A 20,699-nucleotide genomic window follows, 5' to 3' on the forward strand; every position below is an offset into this window, starting at 1 on the left:
TTGCGCGACATCATGTTGCGCAATTCTGACCTCCCGTTGAAGAAATCAGCACTCGATCAAATTTTGAATTTTTTTTCTTAATTATTGACATCTCTTCCAGGCCTTACAGCATGAGGACTTAGCCTTTTTTACCCTTTCACAACCTCAATTTAACGTCAAAATCAACCCTTGTACTGAAAAGAATCCTTACTAGAATACTCACCATATAGCGTTTCTCTTATCGCAAACCCCCTATATGTAGTATTTATCCACAGAGTTAGTCACAAGGCGGATCTGTGGATAAACGGGGGATATTTTTTTATTTCACGGACAGGTAAAACCCACATGAATCAGAGTCTGCTGGTGACAAAGCGCGACGGTACTACCGAGCGTATCAATCTGGACAAAATCCATCGAGTTCTCGACTGGGCAGCAGAAGGCCTGAACAACGTATCTATCTCCCAGGTTGAACTGCGTTCCCATATTCAGTTCTACGACGGCATCAAAACGTCTGATATCCACGAAACCATCATCAAAGCGGCGGCGGATCTGATCTCCCGCGAAGCGCCGGATTATCAGTACCTCGCTGCACGTCTGGCGATTTTCCACCTGCGTAAAAAAGCCTACGGCCAGTTCGAGCCGCCTGCGCTTTACGACCACGTGGTGAAAATGGTTGAGCTGGGTAAATACGACACGCATCTGCTGGAAGACTATACGGAAGAAGAGTTCGAGCAGATGAACGGGTTTATCGATCACTGGCGTGATATGAACTTCTCCTACGCAGCGGTGAAACAGCTCGAAGGCAAATACCTGGTCCAGAACCGTGTCACGGGCGAAATCTACGAGAGCGCCCAGTTCCTCTATATTCTTGTAGCCGCCTGCCTGTTCTCTAACTACCCGCGTGACACCCGTCTGGAATACGTTAAGCGTTTCTATGATGCGGTCTCTACGTTCAAGATTTCTCTGCCGACGCCGATTATGTCTGGCGTGCGTACCCCAACCCGTCAGTTCAGCTCCTGCGTACTGATCGAGTGCGGTGACAGCCTGGATTCCATCAACGCGACCTCCAGCGCGATTGTCAAATACGTCTCCCAGCGTGCCGGTATCGGTATCAACGCCGGTCGCATTCGCGCCCTGGGCAGCCCAATTCGCGGCGGTGAAGCCTTCCATACCGGTTGTATCCCGTTCTACAAGCACTTCCAGACCGCAGTAAAATCCTGCTCTCAGGGCGGCGTGCGCGGTGGTGCGGCAACCCTGTTCTACCCAATGTGGCACCTGGAAGTCGAAAGCCTGCTGGTACTGAAAAACAACCGTGGTGTTGAAGGTAACCGCGTGCGTCACATGGACTACGGCGTACAGATCAACAAACTGATGTACACCCGTCTGCTGAAAGGTGAAGACATTACCCTGTTCAGCCCGTCCGATGTCCCGGGTCTGTATGACGCGTTCTTCGCCGATCAGGACGAGTTTGAACGTCTGTACACAAAATACGAAAAAGACGACAGCATCCGTAAACAGCGCGTGAAGGCGGTCGATCTGTTCTCCCTGATGATGCAGGAACGTGCCTCTACCGGCCGTATCTACATCCAGAACGTTGACCACTGCAACACCCACAGCCCGTTTGATCCGGTTGTTGCGCCAGTGCGCCAGTCTAACCTGTGCCTGGAGATCGCCCTGCCGACCAAACCGCTGGAAGACGTGAACGACGAAAACGGCGAAATCGCGCTGTGTACGCTGTCTGCGTTCAACCTGGGCGCGATTAAGAGCCTGGACGAACTGGAAGAGCTGGCAGTGCTGGCCGTCCGTGCGCTCGACGCCCTGCTGGACTACCAGGATTACCCAATCCCGGCGGCGAAACGCGGCGCAATGGGCCGTCGTACGCTGGGTATCGGCGTCATCAACTTCGCCTACTGGCTGGCGAAACACGGTAAGCGTTACTCCGACGGCAGCGCGAACAACCTGACCCACGAAACGTTCGAAGCGATCCAGTATTACCTGCTGAAAGCGTCTAACGAGCTGGCGAAAGAGCAAGGCGCATGCCCGTGGTTTAACGAAACCACCTATGCGAAAGGCATTCTGCCAATCGACACCTACAAGAAAGACCTGGATGCGATTGCAAACGCGCCGCTGCATCTGGACTGGGAAGCACTGCGTGAGTCCATTAAGACTCACGGCCTGCGCAACTCCACGCTCTCTGCCCTGATGCCGTCTGAGACCTCTTCGCAGATCTCTAACGCCACCAACGGTATCGAGCCGCCGCGCGGTCACGTCAGCATTAAAGCGTCGAAAGACGGTATCCTGCGCCAGGTGGTGCCGGATTACGAGCTGCTGAAAGACAACTACGAGCTGCTGTGGGAAATGCCAAACAATGACGGCTATCTGCAGCTGGTGGGTATCATGCAGAAATTCATCGATCAGTCGATCTCTGCCAATACCAACTACGACCCGACGCGTTTCCCGTCTGGTAAAGTGCCAATGCAGCAACTGCTGAAAGACCTGCTCACCGCCTACAAATTTGGCGTGAAAACTCTGTATTATCACAACACCCGTGATGGTGCAGAAGACGCGCAGGACGATCTGGCACCGTCAATTCAGGATGATGGCTGCGAAAGCGGCGCATGTAAGATCTAATAAATCCCCTCATCCTAACCCTCTCCCACAGAGAGAGGGAACTCTTTCCCCCTCTCCCTGTGGGAGAGGGCCGGGATGAGGGGAAAATAACACCACAGGACACACTCATGGCATATACCACCTTTTCACAGACGAAAAACGACCAGCTCAAAGAGCCGATGTTCTTCGGCCAGCCGGTCAATGTGGCACGCTACGATCAGCAAAAATATGACATCTTCGAAAAGCTGATTGAAAAGCAACTCTCCTTCTTCTGGCGTCCGGAAGAAGTTGACGTTTCCCGCGATCGTATCGATTTCCAGGCGTTACCGGAGCATGAAAAACACATTTTCATCAGCAACCTGAAGTACCAGACGCTGCTGGACTCCATTCAGGGCCGCAGCCCGAACGTTGCCCTGCTGCCGCTGATCTCCATTCCGGAACTGGAAACCTGGGTGGAAACCTGGGCGTTCTCGGAGACGATCCACTCCCGCTCTTACACCCACATTATCCGCAATATCGTTAACGATCCGGCGGTGGTGTTTGACGATATCGTCACCAACGAGCAGATTCAGAAACGCGCGGAAGGGATTGCCCACTACTACGACAAGCTGATCGAGATGACCAGCTACTGGCACCTGCTGGGCGAAGGGACCCACAACGTGAACGGCAAAACCGTCACCGTGAACCTGCGCGCGCTGAAAAAGCAGCTGTACCTGTGCCTGATGAGCGTTAACGCCCTGGAAGCCATCCGCTTCTACGTGAGCTTTGCCTGCTCCTTTGCGTTTGCCGAGCGCAAGCTGATGGAAGGTAACGCCAAAATCATCCGTCTGATCGCCCGTGACGAAGCCCTGCACCTGACTGGTACCCAGCACATGCTGAACCTGTTGCGCAGCGGCACAGACGACCCGGAGATGGCGGAAATCGCTGAAGAGTGCAAGCAGGAGTGCTACGACCTGTTCGTGCTGGCCGCACAGCAGGAGAAAGAGTGGGCAGACTACCTGTTCCGCGACGGCTCCATGATTGGCCTGAACAAAGACATTCTGTGCCAGTACGTTGAGTACATCACCAACATCCGTATGCAGGCGGTCGGTCTCGATCTGCCATTCCAGACGCGTTCCAACCCGATCCCGTGGATCAACACCTGGCTGGTGTCCGATAACGTGCAGGTGGCGCCACAAGAAGTGGAAGTCAGTTCTTACCTGGTCGGTCAGATTGATTCTGAAGTCAACACTGACGACCTGAGCAATTTCCAGCTCTGATGACGCGCGTAACGCTGAGTCTTTCGGGCACAGAAGTGCTGTGCCAGGAAGAGCACCCTTCCCTGCTGGCAGCCCTTGAGGCGAATCAGGTGACGGTAGAGTATCAGTGTCGTGAAGGCTATTGCGGCTCCTGCCGCTGCCGCCTGGTCACCGGCCAGGTGGACTGGCTGACCGAACCGCTGGCCTTTATCAATGAAGGGGAAATTTTGCCCTGCTGCTGCCGGGCAAAAGGTGATATTGAAATAGAAATATAGCGCCAACCCCTCCTTTCGGGTTCGTGATTTACGAACCCGTGATTCGCCTTTCCTCACCTGTTCACCCCTCCTCATGCCGCTTACTCTAACGGTATATCCACCTGAGGAGGCCATCAGCAATGTCCGTTTTATCCTTAGAACAGTTCATGACCACATCCCCTGAGCAGATGCCCTACGATATTATTATCGTTGGCGCGGGCTCTGCCGGGGCAGTGCTGGCAGCACGTCTTAGCGAAGATGAGCAGACACGTGTTCTGCTGCTGGAATATGGTCCGTCTTTTGATCCCGATGGCTATCCGGAACTGCTTTACAGCGGCAATATTATCGCGGCGAATGGCGATCAGCGATATGAATGGGGCTATTACGCCAACCCGGTCAGCCAGCCCGATCCCGTCTATACTCCGCGCGGCAAAACCCTCGGCGGAAGTTCAGCCATTAACGCCGCCGTCGCCTGCCGGGCGCTCCCCTGGGATTTCGAACGCATCACGGCAAAAGGGCTCAAGGGCTGGAAATATGAGGATGTGCTGCCCTACTACAAAAAGATGGAAACCTACCCTTTGGGTGAGGATAAATATCATGGTCGTGAAGGTCCACTTCCGATCCATCAGATGACGTTAGAGGAGATCACCCCAGTTCAGCGGGCCACCCTGGAAGCGGCGTGGCAGCTGGGTTTTGCGCGGGTTGAAGACTTTAACCACCCAGAAGCCAACAACGGCGCCGGGCCCAATCCGATGAATATCATTAACGGCGTTCGGGTGAATACCGGAATGGCATGGCTTACCCGCAAGGTGCGCCAGCGCCCGAACCTGACCATCGTGTATGGGGCGCTCACGGACAAGCTGATCGTTGAGGGGAACCGGGTCAAAGGCGTGCAGCTTGCCGACGGGAAACAGTGCTTTGCCCGCCAGACAATCCTCAGCGCCGGCGCCTATGGTTCCGCCGCGATATTGCTGCGCTCAGGCATCGGCCCACGCCACCATCTGGAATCGCTGTCTATCCCCGTCGTGAAAGAGGCCCCGGTGGGTGAGCGTCTGCGGGATCACGCCTTCTACTGGATCAACTTCGCCGGAAAAGCCGAACTTAAGGGCCACGAGCATCCGGTTGTCGCCGCCCAGATCTGGACGAATTCAAGCTTTGCCAAATCAGCCCGCGAAATGGACATTGCCATTTCCCCTTCGCATCTGTTACCTGCAGACATCAGCCCAACCGGCGTCGCCTTCTCCCTCGGGCTGGAACTCATGCATTGCAGCTCCACAGGCTACATCCGCCTGAAGAGCCGTGACCCTCACGATGCACCGGAAATAGCGCTTAATCACCTGACGACAGAAGATGACATGCGCCGGATGGTCGAGTGTTTTCGTCTGGCACGCCTGCTGGCGGATATGCCGCCGCTGCGCCAGCTCATTGAGTACGAAATCAGCCCGGGAGCCTCGGTCGGGGATGATGAATCTGACATTCGCCAGGCTCTGGCGCAGGGGGTTAGCACCCTCCAGCATCCCTGCTCCACCGCACCGATGGGGCCCCCTGATGACCCCTGTGCCGTGGTGGATGAAAACGGGTGCCTCTATGGTCTGCATGACTTACGGGTCATAGACGCATCGATCTTGCCCGAAATCCCGCTCATCAACCTCAATCCGACCATCATCATGATGGCAGAAAAACTGGCTGATGCGCTGCGTAACGATATTCATGAGGAGAGGAAAAATGGTATCCATCAAGCCGGAAAACAGCGCCAGAATAATGAAACAATCGTACGACGTCATAGTCGCAGGCGGTGGTTCAGCGGGTGCGGTTCTCGCCGCACGTCTTAGCGAGAACCCTGACTGCCAGGTATTGCTGCTGGAGGGCGGCCCCGTCTTTGCCCCCGATGGCTGGCCGGACGAACTGACGCAAAGTCACTCTGTTGGCGGCGGTGATTACGTCTGGGAACACGGCGCGGCGACGGGAACCGATCATACCTCTGGTCATCTGCGGGCCAAAGTGCTCGGTGGCGGCTCCACGATCAACGCAGGCGCGTTTGTTCGCGCCCCTAAATTCGATTTTGACCGCTGGGTAAAGCGCGGCCTGAGCGACTGGTCGTTTGATAAGGTCTTACCGTGGTTCAAACGGCTTGAAAATGCCGACTATGGCGACGATCGCTGGCATGGCCGCCACGGTCCCGTTCCGGTGCGATTACCTGCGCTGGAGACACTCAGTCCGGCAAGTCAGGCGTTTTATCACGCCTGTCGCGCTCACGGCTTTGCCGCCATTGACGATATTAACGGCGAACAACAACACGGCGTCGCCATCTATCCACTGAATGTTGTCAACGGCATCCGGCAAAACACTGGCATGGTCTACCTGACGGCGGAGGTTCGGGCGCGCAAGAATCTGTCAATTGTCGGCATGACGGTTGTGGATAAAGCGCTGATAGACAATTCGCGGGTGAACGGCATACAGCTTGCGGATGGGACACGGATCGCTGCCGACTGCGTGTTCCTTTGTGCCGGTGCGGCCGGTACGCCAGCCATTCTGTTACGCTCCGGCATTGGTCCTGCTGACGATTTACGCCGTCTGGAAATCCCGCTAAAACAGGATCTCCCCGTTGGCCGCAATTTGCAGGAACAACCCGTGAACGGGATCATGCTGGCGACCTCTGCAGAACATGCCAGCTATCCCCCAATAGGTGCAACGCTCTGGACGCAATCTTCGCTGGCCGCAGCCGACGAACTGGATCTGTATATCAGCAATAACCACTTCGTCGATCCGGGACTGTTTCCACACGGGGCGGGTTTCCAGCTCTTTTTCACCGTGGCTCGCCCCTGTGCCCGTGGGCGCCTGACACTGACGAGCCGCAATCCGCTGCTCGCCCCCAGCATCGATCTCAATCTGCTGGGCGACGAGCGCGACGTCATGCGGATGGTCGAAGCGGTGAAGTTGTCCCGGGCACTGGTGCAGGAAGGTCCATTGCAGGCACTGGTTACTGGCGAAGTCCCGGCAGTTAAAGGCGGTAAACTCGCCAAAACAGACCAGCAGATAGCTGAGGAGCAGCGTGCGACGGTGAAAAGCAATCTACACCTCAGCGCGACAGCACCGATGGGTAAAGAAAGCGATCCGGCAGCAGTCGTGGACGCGTGCGGCAACGTCTTCGGCATTAACGGGCTGTTTGTCGTCGATGCCTCGCTGTTCCCGGACGTTCCCTCTCAGGCGACTAACCCGGATGTGATCATGGCGGCAGAATATCTCGCCAGCCGTTTTTCCGGCTCCCTGAACGGCGCATAGTAAACCGAATAAGCCATAAAGGAGCGCCTGTGTGAACAAGTTCGTGGAGATGAGCACGTTTGTTTCGGTTGTTGAGTCGCAAAGCTTTGTTGGCGCGGCGGCAAAGCTGGGAACATCAAAATCGGTGGTCAGCCAGCGCGTCAAGATGCTGGAGAAACGGCTTGGCGCAAGCTTGCTGGAGCGTGGGCCCCGCCTTAGCCTGACGGAAGCGGGTCTGCTTTTTTATCAGGAGTGCGTGCGTATCCTTGACGAAGTCACACAGGCGGAAGAAGCCGTGGCACCCTCACGCAGCGAGCTTCACGGCGAGCTGCGTATCGCCACCTCGCATACCTTTATGACCACCCATCTGTCGACGATCCTGGCCGGATTTATTGGCGCTCATCCGGGGCTGTCTCTCGATATCTCGACAGAAGATCGGCAGATTAATATGCATCAGCCCGACTTTGATATCGCCATCCGCCTCGGTCTCGTCCCGGACTCTACGCTCATCGCCCGCACGCTGGCGCGCAATCTGACCTGGCTGTGCGCGAGCCCGGACTATCTGGCGCAACGGGGCACGCCTGTGCACCCCGTTGAGCTGGAGCAGCATGACGGACTGTTATATACCCACCGTGCGCCAGGCGGTTGCTGGCAGCTACTGCATAACGGGCAGCGCCAGAACTGGCGCGTCAGAAATCGTCTGCGTTCGGATAATGCATTCAGCCTGCTGGAAGCCGCCAAAGCAGGGCTTGGGATTGTGGTCATGCCGTTATTTTTAGGTGCTGATGCGATATTGCGCGGAGAACTGAATATTATTTTACCCGGCTGGCAACCGGATGGTGGCAACATTGTGGCCCTGTATCGCCAGACGCGTCGCGCCTCGCCGGTGATCCAGGCGCTGGTCAACCTGGTCGCAGAACAGCTAGGGCCAGAGCCAGAATGGGAAAAAAAGCTAAGGCTGGCCGGCCTACTGCCCGAATAAAAAAGGGCCTTACGGCCCCTTGTATTACTTGTTATGCAGGAATGAAACTGCTTTATCCGGGAAATCCGTAAACAACCCGTCTACGTCCGCCTGCTTATACAACACCCCGTAAAGCTGATTCACGTCCGTGGCGTACGGCGGTAACTGGTCAGCACGCACCGTATACGGATGCACCTGCATCTTGCTGGCGTGTGCCTCTTTTACCATCGCCGTCAGCTTCACGTGGCCCGGGGTTGAACCTTCCGCCACCAGCATGTGGTAATCCGGCCCGATCCCGTCGGCGTACTGCGCGATCTGCTTCATGGCGCCCGGTTTGAACATCCAGTCGTAGTTGTAGTTTACCCACTTGCCGTCTGCCTGCTTCTCCTGGGTTTCGTTCCAGTCGGTATAGGCAATCAGCTGGACCAGATTGAGATCCATCCCCATCTTAGGCTCCAGCTCGCTTTTGATGCGCTTCAGTTCTGCGGCGTCAAAACACTGGAGATAAACTTTGTCCTTCTTGCTGGTGTAGCCGTATTGCTTCAGCACCTCCAGCGTCTTCGCGGCAATATCCTTCCCTTCCTGGTGATGGAACCACGGGGCTTTAATTTCCGGATAGATACCGATATTTTTGCCTGTCGAGTGGTTCAGCCCCTGAACAAACTCAATCTCTTCCTGGAAGGTATGGATACGGAAGTCAGATTTACCCATCGGGAAACGTCCCGGATAAACCTGCACCTTCTTGCCGTTTTCAATCTCGAAGCCTTCGGTAAACTTCAGAGAGCGGATTTCATCCAGAGTAAAATCGATGGCGTAAAAACGACCATCTTTACGGGCGCGGTCCGGGAAACGCTCCGCCACATCGGTCACGCGATCAAGATAGTGGTCATGCAGGACGACCAGCTGGTCGTCCTTTGTCATCACCAGATCCTGCTCAAGATAATCGGCCCCCTGCGCGTAGGCCATCGCTTTCGCCGGCAGCGTATGCTCCGGCAGATAGCCGCTTGCGCCGCGATGAGCAATAACGATTTTATCCGCCGCCAGTGCGGAGCCGGTCATCAGGCCCGCCAGCAGCAGACCGGTCGCTAATTGAGTTAATTTCATGGCAATGCTCCTTATTGACGACGCGCCAGCACGTCCGCGTGGTGACGTTTTTCACCGATCATCACAACAATCAGCAGCAGTACCGCCAGCACGCTGCCGCCGATCATCACCATAAAGCCGCCGTCCCAGCCGAAGAAGTCAACGGTATAGCCCACGATGGCGCTCGCCGCGACCGAACCGCCCAGGTAGCCGAACAGACCGGTAAAGCCTGCCGCCGTACCGGCTGCTTTTTTCGGTGCCAGTTCCAGCGCATGCAGACCGATCAACATAACAGGACCATAAATCAGGAAGCCGATGACGATCATACAGGTCATATCCACGCCCGGGTTACCCGGCGGGTTGAGCCAGTAGACGACGGTGGCAATGGTCACGAGCGTCATAAAGAAGACGCCCGTTGCGCCACGGTTGCCCTTAAATACTTTGTCCGACATCCAGCCGCAAATCAGCGTCCCCGGGATCCCCGCGTATTCGTACAGGAAGTAGGCCCAGGAGGATTTATCCAGCGCGAAATGCTTCACCTCTTTCAGGTAGGTCGGTGACCAGTCGAGGATGCCGTAACGCAGCAGGTAAACAAACACGTTCGCAACCGCGATGTACCACAGCAGTTTGTTCGGCAACACGTACTTCATGAAGATCTGCTTTGCCGTCAGCTCTTCTTCGTGCTTCTCGCTGTAATCATCCGGATAGTCGTTTTTGTACTCCTCAATCGGCGGCAGGCCGCAGGACTGCGGTGTATCGCGCATCAGCGCAAAGGCGATAATCGCCACCAGAATGGCGCCAAAGGCAGGCATATAGAGCGCAGCGTGCCAGTCGTTAAACCAGGCCATCCCCAGCAGGAACAGCAGAGGCGGAATGCCACCACCCACGTTATGCGCGCAGTTCCACACCGACACGATACCGCCACGCTCCTTTTGCGACCACCAGTGCACCATGGTACGCCCGCATGGCGGCCATCCCATCCCCTGGAACCAGCCGCACAGGAACAGCAGCACAAACATAATGGCGATGCTGGACGTTGCCCATGGCACAAAACCCATAAACAGCATCACCGCCGCCGCCAGGATCAGACCGGCTGGCAGGAACACGCGCGGATTCGAGCGATCCGACACCGATCCCATGATGAATTTCGAAAAGCCGTAGGCGATGGAGATCCCCGACAGCGCGAACCCGAGATCGCCACGCGAAAAGCCCTGCTCAACCAGATAAGGCATGGCGAGGGCAAAGTTTTTACGCACAAGGTAATACGCCGCATACCCGAAGAAGATCCCCAGGAAAATTTGCCAGCGCAGGCGGCGGTAAAGCGGATCTATTTCTGCCTCAGGCAGACGCGCCCGGTGCGGCGCAGGTTTAAAGATACTGAGCATGACAGCCTCCGTGGCCATGTATTGAATTTACAGGGGTTTAACTGCCCCAAACTCCAGCAAGGCGGGGATGTTAAGAAATCACGGTGATTGTTACTGTGAATCAACGCACAAATTGTTACAGAAATATGACAACATGCGCAAAAAAGCGCATGGAATCACGTTTCACTTTCGAATTTCGCTCGTTTGTGTTCGAAATCAAACAAACCACAGTTTTCATGTGGCTAAATGATAAAAAACGAACACAGAGGGATGACAATGACAATTCACGATCCACGCTACAGCGATGTGATTATCATTGGCGGGGGCGCGACCGGCGCTGGCATCGCACGCGACTGTGCGCTCAGAGGGCTGAGCGTCACGCTCCTGGAGCGCCATGATATTGCGACCGGCGCTACCGGACGCAATCATGGCCTGCTGCACAGCGGCGCCCGCTACGCCGTTACCGACGGCGAATCGGCACGCGAATGTATCGCCGAAAATCAGATCCTGCGACGTATCGCCCGCCACTGTATTGAACCGACCGACGGCCTGTTTATTACGCTTCCCGAAGACGATCTCGCCTTTCAGTCAACTTTCATTACCGCCTGCCAGGCCGCGGGAATTCAGGCGCAAGCCATTGACCCGGCCCTTGCACGCCGCATCGAACCTTCGGTTAATCCGGCACTGACGGGTGCAGTAAAAGTCCCGGACGGCACCGTGGATCCGTTTCGTCTGACGGCGGCCAACATGCTGGATGCCCGCGAGCACAGCGCGCGGATCCTGACCGGCCATCAGGTCACCGGGCTTATCCGTGAGGGGCATCGCATCGTGGGCGTGCGGGTCCTGGATACGCAGTACAACGAACACAGCGAGCTGTATGCCGCCGTGGTGGTCAACGCGGCGGGGATCTGGGGGCAACGCATCGCAGAATACGCCGATTTATCTGTGCGCATGTTCCCGGCCAAAGGCTCGCTGCTGATCCTCGACCACCGCATTAATAACCATGTCATCAACCGCTGCCGTAAACCGTCTGACGCAGACATCCTTGTCCCCGGCGATACCATTTCGTTAATCGGGACCACCTCCACCCACGTTGACTACAGCGAGATCGACTACAATCGGGTCACCGCAGAAGAGGTCGACATCCTGCTGCGCGAAGGAGAAAAACTGGCGCCGGTGATGGCCCAGACCCGCATCCTGCGCGCCTATGCGGGTGTGCGCCCGCTTGTCGCCAGCGATAACGACCCGAGCGGACGCAATGTCAGCCGCGGCATTGTGCTGCTTGACCATGCCGCGCGCGACGGGCTGGACGGCTTCATCACCATCACCGGCGGTAAATTGATGACCTACCGCCTGATGGCCGAATGGGCGACGGATGCTGTCTGCCGCAAACTGGGCAATAGCGAACCGTGCGTGACCGCAGAACAGCCCCTGCCCGGCTCGCGCCAGTCCACCGAGAAAACGCTGCAAAAAATTATCTCCCTGCCTGCCCCCCTGCGTGGTTCGGCTGTCTATCGCCATGGCGACAGAACACCGGTCTGGCTGGGTGAAGGGCGGCTGAGCCGCAGTCTGGTATGCGAGTGCGAGGCCGTTACCGCCGGGGAAGTGCAATACGCGGTGGAGAATCTGACGGTGAATAGCCTGCTCGATCTCCGCCGCCGCACCCGCGTCGGGATGGGCACCTGTCAGGGGGAGCTGTGTGCCTGCCGTGCCGCCGGGCTGCTGCAGCGTTTTCATACCACCACCGCCACCCAGTCGCTCGATCAGCTCAGCGATTTTCTGAACGAGCGCTGGAAAGGCATTCAGCCTGTCGCCTGGGGTGATGCCCTGCGTGAAAGCGAATTTACCCGCTGGGTGTACCAGGGGCTTTGCGGTCTTGAGAAGGAGCAACGCGATGAAATTTGATACGGTGATCGTCGGCGGCGGGCTGGCGGGTCTGCTCTGTGGCATCAAACTCACGAAGCAGGGACTGCGCTGCGCCATTATCACCCGGGGCCAGAGCGCCCTGCACTTCTCGTCGGGCTCGCTGGATCTGGTGGACGAAACGTACCGCGAAAAACTGCCGGCAGAGCATCCTTATCACCTGACTGGCGCGCAGCACATTGACCGCTTTGCCCTGGAGACCGAGGCGCTGCTGGCTGATTGCGGCGCACGTATGCAGGGGAGCGCCAGGCAAAACCACGCGCGCGTCACGCCGCTTGGCACCCTGCGTTCCGCCTGGCTCAGCCCGGAGGAGGTCCCCGTTGCCCCGTTCAAGGCCACGCGCGTGCGGGTGGTGGGCATTAGCGGTTTTCTGGATTTTCAGCCCCATCTGGCAGCGGCCTCGCTCAGTCGCCAGGGGGTCAACGCTGAAACGGCAGAGATTGACCTTCCTGAGCTGGATGTCCTGCGCGACAACCCCAGCGAGTTCCGCGCGGTGAATATTGCCCGTTTGCTCGATAACGAAGAGAAATGGCCGCTGCTGTATGAGGCGCTCAAACCGCTTGCAGAGGGATGCGATGCGCTGTTTATGCCCGCCTGCTTTGGCTTACAGGACAACCGGCTGTGGCGCTGGCTGTCCGACCGCCTGCCCTGCTCGCTCGGCCTGCTGCCAACGCTTCCTCCGTCGGTGCCCGGCATTCGCCTGCATACCCAGCTTCAGCGCCAGTTTGTGGCCCAGGGAGGCGTGTGGATGGCGGGTGATGAAGTGAAAAAAATCACCCTGACTGACGGCTCGGTGAGCGAAATCTGGACCCGCAACCACGACGATATTCCGCTTCGTACGCGTTACGCGGTGCTGGCAAGCGGCAGTTTCTTCAGCAACGGTCTGCTGAGCAGCCGGGACGGCATTCGCGAGGCGATTATGGGGCTGGACGTCCGCCAGAGCGCCTCTCGCGCGGACTGGTATCAGAGCGATTTCTTTGCCCCGCAGCCGTGGCAGCAGTTCGGCGTAATCGTGGATAACCAGCTGCATCCGCAACTTTCAGGAAAGTCAGTACCGAATCTCTACGCCATCGGCTCGCTTTTGGGCGGATACGATCCTATCGCCCAGGGCTGCGGCGGCGGCGTCTGCGCCATAACGGCGCTCTATGTGGCAGAGCAGATTTGCCAGCGCACGGAGGCTGAACAATGAACGATACCCGCTTTGAAAGCTGCATCAAATGCACGGTCTGCACCACCGTCTGCCCGGTCAGCGGCGTTAACCCGCGCTATCCCGGGCCGAAACAGGCCGGGCCGGACGGCGAGCGCCTGCGTCTGAAGGACGGCGCGCTGTACGATGACGCGCTGAAATACTGCATCAACTGCAAACGTTGTGAAGTCGCCTGTCCGTCGGATGTGAAAATCGGCGACATTATTCAGCGCGCCCGGGCACGCTATAGCACGCAAAAACCGTCGCTGCGCGATGCCATTCTTAGCCATACCGATCTGATGGGCAGCGTCTCTACGCCATTTGCCCCGCTGGTGAACGCCGCGACCTCGCTGAAACCGGTGCGCCAGCTGCTGGATGCCACGCTTAAGATCGACCATCACCGCAGTCTGCCCAAATATTCCCACGGCACTTTCCGCCGCTGGTACAAATCCGTAGCGGCAGACCAGGCGCGGTATGCCGACCAGGTCGCGTTCTTCCATGGCTGCTACGTGAACTACAACCATCCGCAGCTGGGTAAAGATCTGCTGAAAGTGCTGAACGCCATGGGTACAGGCGTGCAGTTACTGAACAAGGAGAAATGCTGCGGCGTGCCGCTGATCGCCAACGGGTTTACCGATAAAGCGCGCAAACAGGCCAGAAGCAACGTCTCGTCGCTGCGCGAGGCCATCGTCGATAAAGGCATTCCGGTGCTGGCCACCTCCTCGACCTGTACCTTCACGCTGCGCGATGAGTATCCGCACCTGTTGGACGTGGACAATACCGGCCTGCGCGAACATATCGAGCTGGCAACCCGTTTCCTGTGGCGCAAGCTGGACAGCGGGCAGACGCTACCGCTGAAAAATTTACCCCTGAAAGTGGTCTACCACACGCCGTGCCATATGGAAAAAATGGGCTGGGCGCTTTACACGCTGGAACTGTTGCGGTTAATTCCGGGGCTGGAGCTGACGGTGCTGGATTCGCGCTGCTGCGGCATTGCGGGGACGTACGGCTTTAAGCGTGAAAATTACGAGACATCACAGGCAATTGGCGCGCCGCTGTTCCGCCAGATTGAGGAGAGCGGCGCGGATATCGTGGTGACCGACTGCGAAACCTGCAAGTGGCAGATAGAGATGTCCACCAGCAAGCGCTGCGAGCATCCGATCACGTTGCTGGCGAAGGCCCTGGGTTAGGTATCGCCGGGGCCGCCGCCCCGGCAAACCGGTCACTCAACGAACAGCGATTCCACCACGTTGATCCAGCCGTGCTCGCTGGCCACCTCTTTACCTGCCAGCCAGCGACGCAGCATGTTCAGCGCCATCATGGCGCAGACGTCCTGACGCACCGCCAGGCTGTGGCGGGTGATACTCATTTTGACTCTTAAGGCATGCGTCCCTTCCGGCGTAGCCAGCGCAAAGTTGAGATATTCCTCATCCATCCCCCCGACAAACAGCGCCAGCCCGGCAAAATGGTTGACCCGGCGTTCTGACGCCCAGCGCGCCGTCTGCGCCAGCGTCTCCTGCTGGAACGGCACCACCTCGCTGGCCAGCAGCGGAGCATTAACGCGCGACAGTTGCAGCGCCAGCAGGCCGCCGGTGAACTGCTCGCTGAGGGTGACGCTCAGCTGGCGCGACTGCAGATGCTTCGCAATCTGCGCCGGTAGCCCTTCCGTACCCTCGAAAATCAGGCTTTCGCCCGCCACGCGCTGCACTTCCGGCCAGAGCGCCAGCATCGCCGCTTTCTGCGTGGCAGGCCCGGTGAGCTTGAGTTCAATGATCGGCATGGAAGAGCGATAGCCCATGGATACCCCCGGCGGCAGCGGCAGGTGATCGAGGCTCTGCGCCAGATCGCTTTCCGAACGGCCAAAGGTGGTCAGGCGCAGGCAGACTGGCGGTTCAGGCAGGGTAAAACGTTGACGAAGGCGCGGCAGGATCTGCTGTTCGACCATCACTTTAAATTCAGACGGGACACCCGGCGTGAAGAACATCAGGCAGCGGTTCAGTTGAACGGCGAAACCGCAGGCGGTACCCACCGGGTTATCGACCAGTTCGGCGCTGGCCGGGATTTCAGCCTGTTTGCGGTTGCTGGGTGCCATCACGCGGCCACGTTCGGAGAAGAAACGCTCCATGTGGGCCAGCCACTCCTCGTGCAATACCAGCCCTTCGCCTTTGGCGGTCGCGGCAGCCAGCGCGCTGAGATCGTCGCTGGTGGGGCCGAGCCCACCGTTCACAATCAGCACGTCGCAGTGTTCGCTACGCTCGCGCAGAACGGTCACCAGCGACTCAAGATTGTCGCCTACGGTATTGCGGCGCGTTAACGGTAATCCTTGCTCAAAGAAAAGATCGGCAAGCCAGGCAGCATTGGTATCAATAATCTGTCCATGCAGCACTTCGTCGCCGGTGGATAACATCTCCACGTTAATCATTGTGTTCTCCCGCTTATATGGTGAAAACACTATAGCGCAATCACCGGCATGGAGAGGAGAGAAACTGGCGCGACGGACGCCGCGCCGGAGGAGTTAGAAGCCTGCGCTGACGCCCACGTACGGGCCGTCAGCCAGCGCGTTGTCGCGGTTGCCGTCTTTGCCCGCCAGATTCAGATAACGATAACCCGCTTCAATGGTAATTGGGCGCATGATGGTCCAGCGCGCACCCGCGTTGGCTTCTTCATAGCTGTCGATACCGCTGGAGAGGGAGTCCGGAGAGTAGTAGTACTCACCAAACAGGCCGAAGCTGTCGCCAATTTTCCACTGCAGACCGCCGCCCACCGCTGCCGCGTACCCTTCGTCGCCGTCGTTCGGGTTGGTGTAGATGCCTTTACCGCCGACGGTGGCCAGGAACGGGCCAAGAGGAATATTCAGACCCAGGCCGAGGCTTGCCGCATCGCCATCGTCGTCGTTATGCGTCCAGCCGCCGGTCATCGCCAGACCGGCGGTCTCGGTACCCAGGCCAAAGCCCAGGTGGGTGTAATCCTGACCCGCTGAGCCGTTAAAGCTGATGGCGTTAGCCCCCGCCGAAACGAATATCAGGCCTAAGCCCATCAATGCCACTTTTTTCATTATCGTGTTCCCGCGCAATTTATAGAAAAGTCCCAAAAAAACCGCGAGATTTTAACCTGAGACGCCTGGCGATCAAGCACTCTGCGTGCGGCGGGCAAGTAGATTGTAACGATTTGATACGCGCGTTTTTTTTTACGTCAGCAACAGAAAGCGCATTTTTACGCTCAGCCCTCCCAGTGCCTCACTGCGGGAAAGCTGCAGGTGGCTTCGGTGAAGCCGGGCGATATCGCTCGCCAGCGCCAGCCCGATACCCGATCCGCTGGCGTCCCCGACGTTGTCCAGCCGATGGAAAGGCAGTACTGCCTGATGAATCTGACTGTCTTCGATGCCGGGCCCGCTATCCTCCACGCTGAGCTCAACGCCGCCCGCGTCGGTGTGCAGGAACACGGTGACGATGCCGCCTGCCGGGGTGTACTTGATCGCGTTCTCAAGCAGGTTGGCGCACAGCTCCCCCAGCAGCACCTCATCACCGTCTATCAAGACGGGTTGCTGAATGCCGTCATAACCCAAATCGATCGCCTTGCTGCGCGCCTGCGTCAGTCTCGAGAAACAGCAGTTCTGCACCACCTGAACCAGGTCCACCGGCGCAAACTGGCGATCCCCCTGCTCTTTGCGCCTCACCGTGGAGAGTTGCAGCAGCCGTTCGGTGAGGACGATGGTGTTATCCAGCGTCACGTTCATGGCACGTAAACTCTCCTGCCACAGGGCCGGATCGTTTCGCGTCAGGGCAACGGAAACCTGGGTTTTGAGCACCGCCAGCGGCGTTTTGAGCTGATGAGACGCATCGGCGTTGAAGCGCTCCTGGCGGGAAAGTACGCCGCGTAACCTGTCGATATAACGGTTAAAGGCCACGATCAGCAGCCGCGTTTCCGACCAGGGCAGCAGCTCCGGCAGTGGGGCCAGCAGCCCTGGCTCACGGCGCACCATCAGCGAGGAAAGCTGACGCATCGGGCGCAGCACGCGGCGCAGCAGCCAGGCGGTTAAGACCAGCGTCAGCAGCACCAGCAGCCCCTGCGAAACGAGCGATGAAAACAGAAGCTGAGTGGCCAGATAGCGCCGCGACTGCAAGGTTTCGGCGACGTAGATCTCCGCCATACCGGAAACATTTTCTTCGTTAACTGGCTGGAGCAGCTTCGCCACGCGGATCGCCTGACCGCGATACTCGGTATGATAAAACCAGGCCAGCGCGGGATAGTGCGTGGTGCGCGACGTGGAAGGGGGCATGTTCGGCAGATCGTCATAGCCGGAGATCACCCTCCCCTCCGGGTCAACCACCTTGTAATAGAGGCGATCGTTCATGTTCAGTTCAAAGCTGTCGAGCACCACCCAGGGAACATCAACCAGCAGCTTGCCGTTGTGCACCTCCAGCCGCTCAGAGACGGTACGCGCCGAAGATAACAGCGTGCGGTCGTACGCCTGGGTCGCCGCCTGCAGGGCGCTGACGTAACTGTTAAAAGCCGATAATCCCCACAACAACAGCAGCGGCAGGCCGAGAAAAAGCAGCAGTTGCAGATAAAGCGACTGAGGCTTAACCCACTTCATCGCCGCACTCCAGCACATAGCCCAGTCCGCGCAGGGTGGTGATCCGCACGCCGCTGCCGCTCAGCTTTTTGCGCAGGCGATGAATGTAAAGATCGAGACTCTCCGGGCTGACGTCGTCGTTCAGGCTAAACACCTGATCGAACAACTGCTGCCGGGAAACGGGGCGGGTGCGACGATGCATCAGCACCTTCAGCAGCGACAGTTCGCGCGGGGTGAGCGAGAGCGGCTCGTCGCGCAGCAGGAAAAAACCGTCGTCGTCATACTCCAGCTCCCCAAGGCGCTGGCGTTCCTGGGTTCTCCCCTCGCTTCTGCGCAGCAGGGCGCGAAGCCTGGCGTCCAGCTCCTCCAGCTCAAACGGTTTTGGCAGATAATCATCCGCCCCGGCGTTCAGGCCTTTTACCCGATCAGCCACGTTGCTGCGTGCGGTGAGAAACAACACCGGCAAGGTCTGGCCGCGTTTACGTAAACGGTGCACCACCTCCAGGCCGTCAAAACCGGGCATACCGATGTCCAGTATCGCTACCGCGTAGTTTTCCCCCTGCAGCAGATGATCGGCCGCGCGCCCGTCAGAAACGCAGTCTACGGCAAAGCCCTCCTGCACCAGCGCTTTCTCCAGCCAGTGAGCCAGCTCACGATTATCTTCCGCCAGTAAGAGACGCATATCACATCCTGTAAAGTTGGTGTCGCGTTGAAAGGGAAATGAAAGGTTATTGTTTTAACAATCACGCAACGGAACCGCTACAAGGTGGTTCACATAATCAGAAAAAAACCCGTACCCGTACCCCCGGATCGCCGGCGTGAGGATAAACGATGAAAAAACAATTACTTTCAACGATTGCTGCAAGCGTATTAATGTTGAGTGCCTCTGTTGTCCAGGCGCAGGACGCCCCGTCCCGCACCGAATGTATCGCTCCGGCCAAACCGGGCGGCGGTTTCGATCTCACCTGCAAGCTGATTCAGGTCAGCCTGCTGGAGACGAAGGCCATTGAAAAACCGATGCGCGTGACCTACATGCCAGGCGGCGTGGGCGCGGTAGCCTATAACGCGATTGTCGCGCAACGTCCGGCGGAAGCCGGCACAGTGGTGGCCTTCTCCGGCGGCTCGCTGCTTAACCTCTCCCAGGGCAAGTTTGGCCGCTACGGCGTGGATGACGTGCGCTGGCTGGCCACCGTCGGTACCGACTACGGCATGATTGCCGTGCGAGCAGATTCCCCGTGGAAATCCCTGAAAGATTTGCTCACCGCCATGGAAAAAGACCCTAACAGCGTGGTGATTGGTGCAGGCGCCTCCATCGGCAGCCAGGACTGGATGAAAGCCGCCCTGCTGGCGCAGCAGGCGAAAGTGGATCCGCACAAAATGCGTTACGTGGCGTTTGAGGGCGGCGGTGAACCGGTGACGGCGCTGATGGGCAACCACGTGCAGGCAGTTTCGGGTGACCTCAGTGAAATGGTGCCTTACCTGAGCGGCGATAAAATCCGCGTGCTGGCGGTCTTCTCCGAAAACCGTCTGCCGGGACAGCTGGCAAATGTGCCGACTGCAAAAGAGCAGGGTTATGACCTCGTCTGGCCGATTATCCGCGGCTTCTTTGTCGGGCCAAAAGTGACCGATGCCGAATACCAGTGGTGGGTCGACACCTTTAACAAATTGCAGCAGACAGACGAATTTAAAAAGCAACGCGATCTGCGCGGGCTGTTTGAGTTCAACCTGAACGGTAAGCAGCTGGACGAGTATGTCAAAAAACAGGTGAATGACTACCGCGAGAAAGCAAAAGCGTTTGGCCTGGCCAAATAACCGGAGGCGCTATGAGCGATCGCATTTTTGCCGGGATCTGGTTGTTGCTCTGTATTGGCGGGATGTTCGTCGCCTGGCAGATCCACAGCGAATACAGCTATGAACCCGTGGGGCCACGCCCCTTTCCAATGGGCATTGTCGGCCTGATGCTGCTTTGCTCGGTGGCCATGCTGTTACGCCACCCGGATACCGTAGAGTGGCCGCCTAAGCGCATTTTGCAGCGGCTGCTGGTGATGGTCATTGTGCTGCTGATGTATGCCTGGGGCTTTGAATGGCTCGGCTTCCCGGTGGCGACCGCAATCCTGACGATGGTGATCGGCACGCTGTTTAACGCCAGCCTGCCTGCGGCGGGGATCTCTGGCGTGGTGATGGGCATTTTCCTGTGGTACGCCTTTGACCGCCTGCTGGATGTGACGTTGCCGCTTGGCGCCTGGCTTAATTAACGGAGCACG

17 protein-coding genes are annotated in these 20,699 nt (G+C 57.8%); 11 read left to right on the top strand and 6 right to left on the bottom strand.

Annotated features, from left to right (window positions below; all coding sequences use genetic code 11):
- The first annotated feature begins 324 nt into the window (after window positions 1-324).
- The 6 genes from nrdA (at window position 325) to AX755_RS20060 (ending at window position 8,324) form a co-directional block, all read left to right on the top strand.
- Window positions 325-2,610 carry a class 1a ribonucleoside-diphosphate reductase subunit alpha gene (gene nrdA / locus AX755_RS20035; RefSeq protein ID WP_020690664.1) on the top strand — a complete coding sequence of 762 codons (2,286 nt, stop codon included), beginning with the start codon at window positions 325-327 and terminating at the stop codon, window positions 2,608-2,610.
- A gap of 107 nt (window positions 2,611-2,717) precedes the next feature.
- Window positions 2,718-3,848, top strand: coding sequence for a class Ia ribonucleoside-diphosphate reductase subunit beta (gene nrdB, locus AX755_RS20040; RefSeq protein WP_062857309.1), 1,131 nt, complete (start codon window positions 2,718-2,720; stop codon window positions 3,846-3,848).
- On the top strand, window positions 3,848-4,102 hold the full coding sequence (gene yfaE / locus AX755_RS20045) for a class I ribonucleotide reductase maintenance protein YfaE (RefSeq protein WP_013098013.1): 255 nt from the start codon (window positions 3,848-3,850) through the stop codon (window positions 4,100-4,102). Before nrdB ends, yfaE begins: the two co-directional genes overlap by 1 nt.
- Before the next feature lie 119 nt (window positions 4,103-4,221).
- Entirely contained in the window at window positions 4,222-5,913 is a 1,692-nt protein-coding gene (locus tag AX755_RS20050) for a GMC family oxidoreductase (protein WP_062857310.1), read from the top strand.
- Complete coding sequence (locus AX755_RS20055; protein WP_062857311.1) at window positions 5,807-7,363, top strand: GMC family oxidoreductase; 1,557 nt, start codon at window positions 5,807-5,809, stop codon at window positions 7,361-7,363. The genes AX755_RS20050 and AX755_RS20055 overlap by 107 nt, the downstream gene beginning before the upstream one ends.
- A gap of 31 nt (window positions 7,364-7,394) precedes the next feature.
- Complete coding sequence (locus tag AX755_RS20060; protein ID WP_013098016.1) at window positions 7,395-8,324, top strand: LysR family transcriptional regulator; 930 nt, start codon at window positions 7,395-7,397, stop codon at window positions 8,322-8,324.
- A 24-nt stretch (window positions 8,325-8,348) separates the two neighbouring features.
- On the opposite strand, the gene glpQ is transcribed toward AX755_RS20060, so the two are convergent.
- On the bottom strand, window positions 8,349-9,407 hold the full coding sequence (glpQ, locus tag AX755_RS20065; protein WP_062857312.1) for a glycerophosphodiester phosphodiesterase: 1,059 nt from the start codon (window positions 9,405-9,407) through the stop codon (window positions 8,349-8,351).
- Window positions 9,408-9,418: 11 nt separating this feature from the next.
- Entirely contained in the window at window positions 9,419-10,771 is a 1,353-nt protein-coding gene (gene glpT, locus AX755_RS20070) for a glycerol-3-phosphate transporter (protein WP_013098018.1), read from the bottom strand.
- 255 nt (window positions 10,772-11,026) lie between these two features.
- On the opposite strand from glpT, the gene glpA reads away from it, so the two are divergent.
- The 3 genes from glpA to glpC are packed head-to-tail and all read left to right on the top strand — an operon-like array spanning window position 11,027 to window position 15,049.
- Window positions 11,027-12,655, top strand: coding sequence for an anaerobic glycerol-3-phosphate dehydrogenase subunit A (gene glpA / locus AX755_RS20075; protein WP_013098019.1), 1,629 nt, complete (start codon window positions 11,027-11,029; stop codon window positions 12,653-12,655).
- The gene (gene glpB, locus AX755_RS20080; RefSeq protein WP_040022395.1) at window positions 12,645-13,862 is read left to right on the top strand and encodes a glycerol-3-phosphate dehydrogenase subunit GlpB; all 1,218 of its coding nucleotides are present in this window, start codon (window positions 12,645-12,647) and stop codon (window positions 13,860-13,862) included. The genes glpA and glpB overlap by 11 nt, the downstream gene beginning before the upstream one ends.
- Window positions 13,859-15,049: an anaerobic glycerol-3-phosphate dehydrogenase subunit GlpC gene (gene glpC / locus AX755_RS20085; RefSeq protein ID WP_020690658.1), complete on the top strand. Its 1,191-nt coding sequence runs from the start codon at window positions 13,859-13,861 to the stop codon at window positions 15,047-15,049. The genes glpB and glpC overlap by 4 nt, the downstream gene beginning before the upstream one ends.
- 32 nt (window positions 15,050-15,081) lie before the next feature.
- Here glpC and AX755_RS20090 read toward each other — a convergent pair whose 3' ends face one another.
- The 4 genes from AX755_RS20090 to tctD all read right to left on the bottom strand — a co-directional run bounded on the left by AX755_RS20090 (window position 15,082) and on the right by tctD (window position 19,117).
- Window positions 15,082-16,281, bottom strand: coding sequence for a nicotinamide mononucleotide deamidase-related protein YfaY (locus AX755_RS20090; RefSeq protein ID WP_058662046.1), 1,200 nt, complete (start codon window positions 16,279-16,281; stop codon window positions 15,082-15,084).
- Window positions 16,282-16,374: 93 nt separating this feature from the next.
- On the bottom strand, window positions 16,375-16,914 hold the full coding sequence (locus tag AX755_RS20095; protein ID WP_062857313.1) for a YfaZ family outer membrane protein: 540 nt from the start codon (window positions 16,912-16,914) through the stop codon (window positions 16,375-16,377).
- Window positions 16,915-17,046: 132 nt separating this feature from the next.
- Complete coding sequence (locus AX755_RS20100; RefSeq protein WP_062857314.1) at window positions 17,047-18,456, bottom strand: sensor histidine kinase; 1,410 nt, start codon at window positions 18,454-18,456, stop codon at window positions 17,047-17,049.
- Window positions 18,443-19,117, bottom strand: a complete 675-nt coding sequence (gene tctD, locus AX755_RS20105) for a transcriptional regulator TctD (protein ID WP_013098025.1) — start codon at window positions 19,115-19,117, stop codon at window positions 18,443-18,445. The genes AX755_RS20100 and tctD overlap by 14 nt, the downstream gene beginning before the upstream one ends.
- Before the next feature lie 149 nt (window positions 19,118-19,266).
- Here tctD and AX755_RS20110 point away from each other — a divergent pair, with 149 nt between their 5' ends.
- Together AX755_RS20110 and AX755_RS20115 are read left to right on the top strand one after the other, a co-directional pair.
- Window positions 19,267-20,247 carry a Bug family tripartite tricarboxylate transporter substrate binding protein gene (locus tag AX755_RS20110; protein WP_013098088.1) on the top strand — a complete coding sequence of 327 codons (981 nt, stop codon included), beginning with the start codon at window positions 19,267-19,269 and terminating at the stop codon, window positions 20,245-20,247.
- An 11-nt stretch (window positions 20,248-20,258) separates the two neighbouring features.
- Window positions 20,259-20,690 carry a tripartite tricarboxylate transporter TctB family protein gene (locus AX755_RS20115; RefSeq protein ID WP_013098089.1) on the top strand — a complete coding sequence of 144 codons (432 nt, stop codon included), beginning with the start codon at window positions 20,259-20,261 and terminating at the stop codon, window positions 20,688-20,690.
- Window positions 20,691-20,699: the final 9 nt, after the last annotated feature.

The sequence above is a fragment of the Enterobacter sp. SENG-6 genome (assembly GCF_001605945.1).
In the GTDB taxonomy this organism is placed as follows: Bacteria; Pseudomonadota; Gammaproteobacteria; order Enterobacterales; family Enterobacteriaceae; genus Enterobacter; species Enterobacter cloacae.